The following is a 2,887-nucleotide window of genomic DNA, read 5'->3' as shown; positions in this document are numbered from 1 at the left end:
TCTGAATATAGTTGAGAATCGGGATTCCACATGGAAAATAATCCAATAAAAATTAACGTTACCTTTGAAAATTGTGCTTCGAATCATAATGGCCAAAAACGAATGTATGTTCATGTGAATGAAACAGTATTCTACTGTTCTGGCTATCTCCTAAGTAGTTCCGGTGTTCTTCTACGAAACTGTGAAGCGAATTACAATTCACGTTATGGGTATAACTGTGAGGGAACAACAAAACCGATTATGAGAAATTGTGTCGGTATAAACAATAGGGATGGATTATGCGATAATTGTAATTGTATTGGAATGCAAGGAACGTCAAGGTGAGGAAGAAACTCCATAGAACCATTCGATTTAGCTCGGTATGTCCTCTTGTTATATGGTTTATAAGGAAGGGCCACTGTCTACCAATAAAGTTTGAACATACTGGTAAACTCATGCTCCCCTCATTTTTTCATCCTGTCTACTTTTTCTCCTGTAAAAAAGTGAAATTATGCTGCCGTCGGAAATTATTTCGAATACAATTTATATCATGAACCAGATTTATCGCTGAGCGTAATAGGAGTAGGAACGATGAATACTTTAGGTATTCCCTATCAAGTAATTGATTGGGCTTTGATTTCAAAAACAGAACATGCAGGGGAAAAAGGGCTTGCGTTTTGGCAAACACTTCAATTGCCAGGGTTGCGTATCAGGCTCGTTGAATATTCTGCCGGTTATATTGCGGATCACTGGTGCAAGAAAGGCCATATAGTTCATTGTCTAGAGGGAGAATTTGTAAGTGAACTACAAGATGGGCAGAAGTCGATTATTAAAAAAGGGATGACCTACGTTGTCTCGGATGAATTGAGTCTGCATCGTTCGTCAACAAAAAAGGGCGTAAAATTATTGATTATCGATGGTGATTTTTTACAATTGAAAGACAAAAACCAATAATCCTAACAAATTGGATGGGATGCTCCCGTTGGGATTACGTGCTAAGACTTCAGAGCACCCAAGCGTGGGAGATGTGAAGATCTGGCAGAAAATCCCTATTGAGGATTGCTTGCCGATTTTCAATGTCCCATGGTATTCTTATCGGGATTTAGTCCCCACTGTATAAATGTAGGGGCAGACATAGCTCCCCAGCCAAACTCTCTTTTATGGGATATGGAACCGAAGGTCAGCAAGCACCTTGGTATCCAGATCATGCTGGGCGTCATCCCCAAAGATGTAGGTGCCGTACTCTCCTAGATGCTTCAGATAGTACTGAAACCATGCTGTGAAGTATCTCCGGGAGACATTATGCTGCTGCTCCACCGTGATATTCGCAGGATTATCAAAACCATGACGAGCTGCGAACCTAGCGTAAAACTCGTCGATGAACCCGATATGATTTCCGCCCGTGATTGCTAGAAACTCTTTGATTGTATTATTCGTGAGAGCATCGGTGTACATGTTCAAAACACTCGCTGGAGGAACCCAACCGTCATTCGTCCCAACCTGCAATTGGGTCGGTATCGTGATATTGTGTGCAGCTGATAGCACAGACGGCAACCCTGGGGGAGCGAGCGCGACTGCAGCATCGATATACGAGCCTGGGGTTCCCGTCGCCTCAACACATCCACCCCCACCCATAGAAAGACCGATCGCCCCCCGCGTCTCATTATTAAACCCGCCGTGGATTGATGATACCTGACTGCTGTTTTGTCTTCGCAGTGTTTCAAACCCGCCGCGGAACCCTGATGCCCATTGTGTGGCATTCCCTGATATTTTATGAGGTGGGGTAAAACAAAGCGTTACATACCCATAGGAGGTAAGATGTTTTGGAATCCATTTAATGTTCCATTCAGAACCAGCAAATCCATTTGCCACCACAATACCTGGATAAGGAGCCTGAGAGATTTCGAGAGGCGTACGCCATCCGTCACGGGTTGCTGGATAACGAATCGTCGCACTATAAACCCCATAAGGATGCACCCGGTACCAGATTTTGTACCAACCGACGTGGAATGGCCCTGATCGATCAGGTGGTACGGGAGATGCACTAACCCACAAAACTGAGATGAATAACAATAAAAGGACAACACCAAAGCTTAGGACTATATCATATATTTTCATACCAACACCATACTTTCATAGATATCAACAGATATTATCACATGTATTTAATATAATCCTATTTTGTATAAGTTGCTGTTCCCGCGAAAAGCTTCATGACGAATGATATTCAGAGGTTCAATGCCCTCGAGGGTCTAAAAAAAAAACACCGTTTTTTCTCCTGTTGGAAGAGAGTTAAGTACTCCCGTCGGGATTACGTGCCAAGACCTCAGAGCCCCTAGGGTGGGAGACATGAAGCTCTGATATAAAATCCCACATAGGGAATGATTGCTAGAGATTCAATGTCCTTCAATATTTTGTCACTTCTTAGAAACCAATGGGAAAGCATTGACACGGTTTTCCGTGATGCGAAAAGAAAGATTAATCTGTTACACTTCCATGGGCTCAAGGCCAGTCTATTGGTTCTGAACCAATTGCTACAGTCAGGGCAGAACCAAGAAAATAACCTGATAGGTTTTCCTGAGAAAGAGAAAGAATATGAAATCCTGTAAAACCGGCGATTCCCGGATAGTAAATAATGCCAAAAGGGTTAACATGAGGTATTACGGGAAGATTTCCCCAGAGTGGTTGATTCTGAAATACTCTCTTTCCCATAAGTCCAAATGTGGTAACCGATCCACTAGCCGGAGTGTAGACCGGATCTGGAGGATTAGGACCGACTTCCAAATACCATCCTAATGTAATTGAGTAAAAAATAAGAATGGGAAATAATGTAGTAAATGCAGGACCAAGGAACCAACGAAAACCAAAAAATAGTGTAAAAATAAGCATGAAAAGAGCAAAAATTGGT

Annotated in this window: 3 protein-coding genes; 1 reads left to right on the top strand and 2 read right to left on the bottom strand. The window is 42.5% G+C overall.

The annotated features are described in order from the left end of the window. Positions 1 to 570 precede the first annotated feature (570 nt). Positions 571 to 933 (top strand): DHCW motif cupin fold protein, encoded by a 363-nt coding sequence (locus LUQ50_RS09660; protein ID WP_300039590.1) that lies wholly within the window; start codon positions 571 to 573, stop codon positions 931 to 933. Positions 934 to 1,137: 204 nt separating this feature from the next. Here the strand turns inward: LUQ50_RS09660 and LUQ50_RS09655 are convergent, their stop codons facing one another. Both LUQ50_RS09655 and LUQ50_RS09650 read right to left on the bottom strand, forming a co-directional pair. After that, on the bottom strand, positions 1,138 to 1,956 hold the full coding sequence (locus LUQ50_RS09655; RefSeq protein WP_300039588.1) for a dienelactone hydrolase family protein: 819 nt from the start codon (positions 1,954 to 1,956) through the stop codon (positions 1,138 to 1,140). 525 nt (positions 1,957 to 2,481) lie between these two features. Beyond that, entirely contained in the window at positions 2,482 to 2,763 is a 282-nt protein-coding gene (locus LUQ50_RS09650) for a hypothetical protein (RefSeq protein ID WP_300039586.1), read from the bottom strand. Between the last annotated feature and the right edge of the window lie 124 nt (positions 2,764 to 2,887).

Source organism: Methanospirillum sp., from assembly GCF_028679455.1.
GTDB lineage: Archaea > Halobacteriota > Methanomicrobia > Methanomicrobiales > Methanospirillaceae > Methanospirillum.
This window is presented reverse-complemented; position numbering and strand designations above follow the sequence as displayed.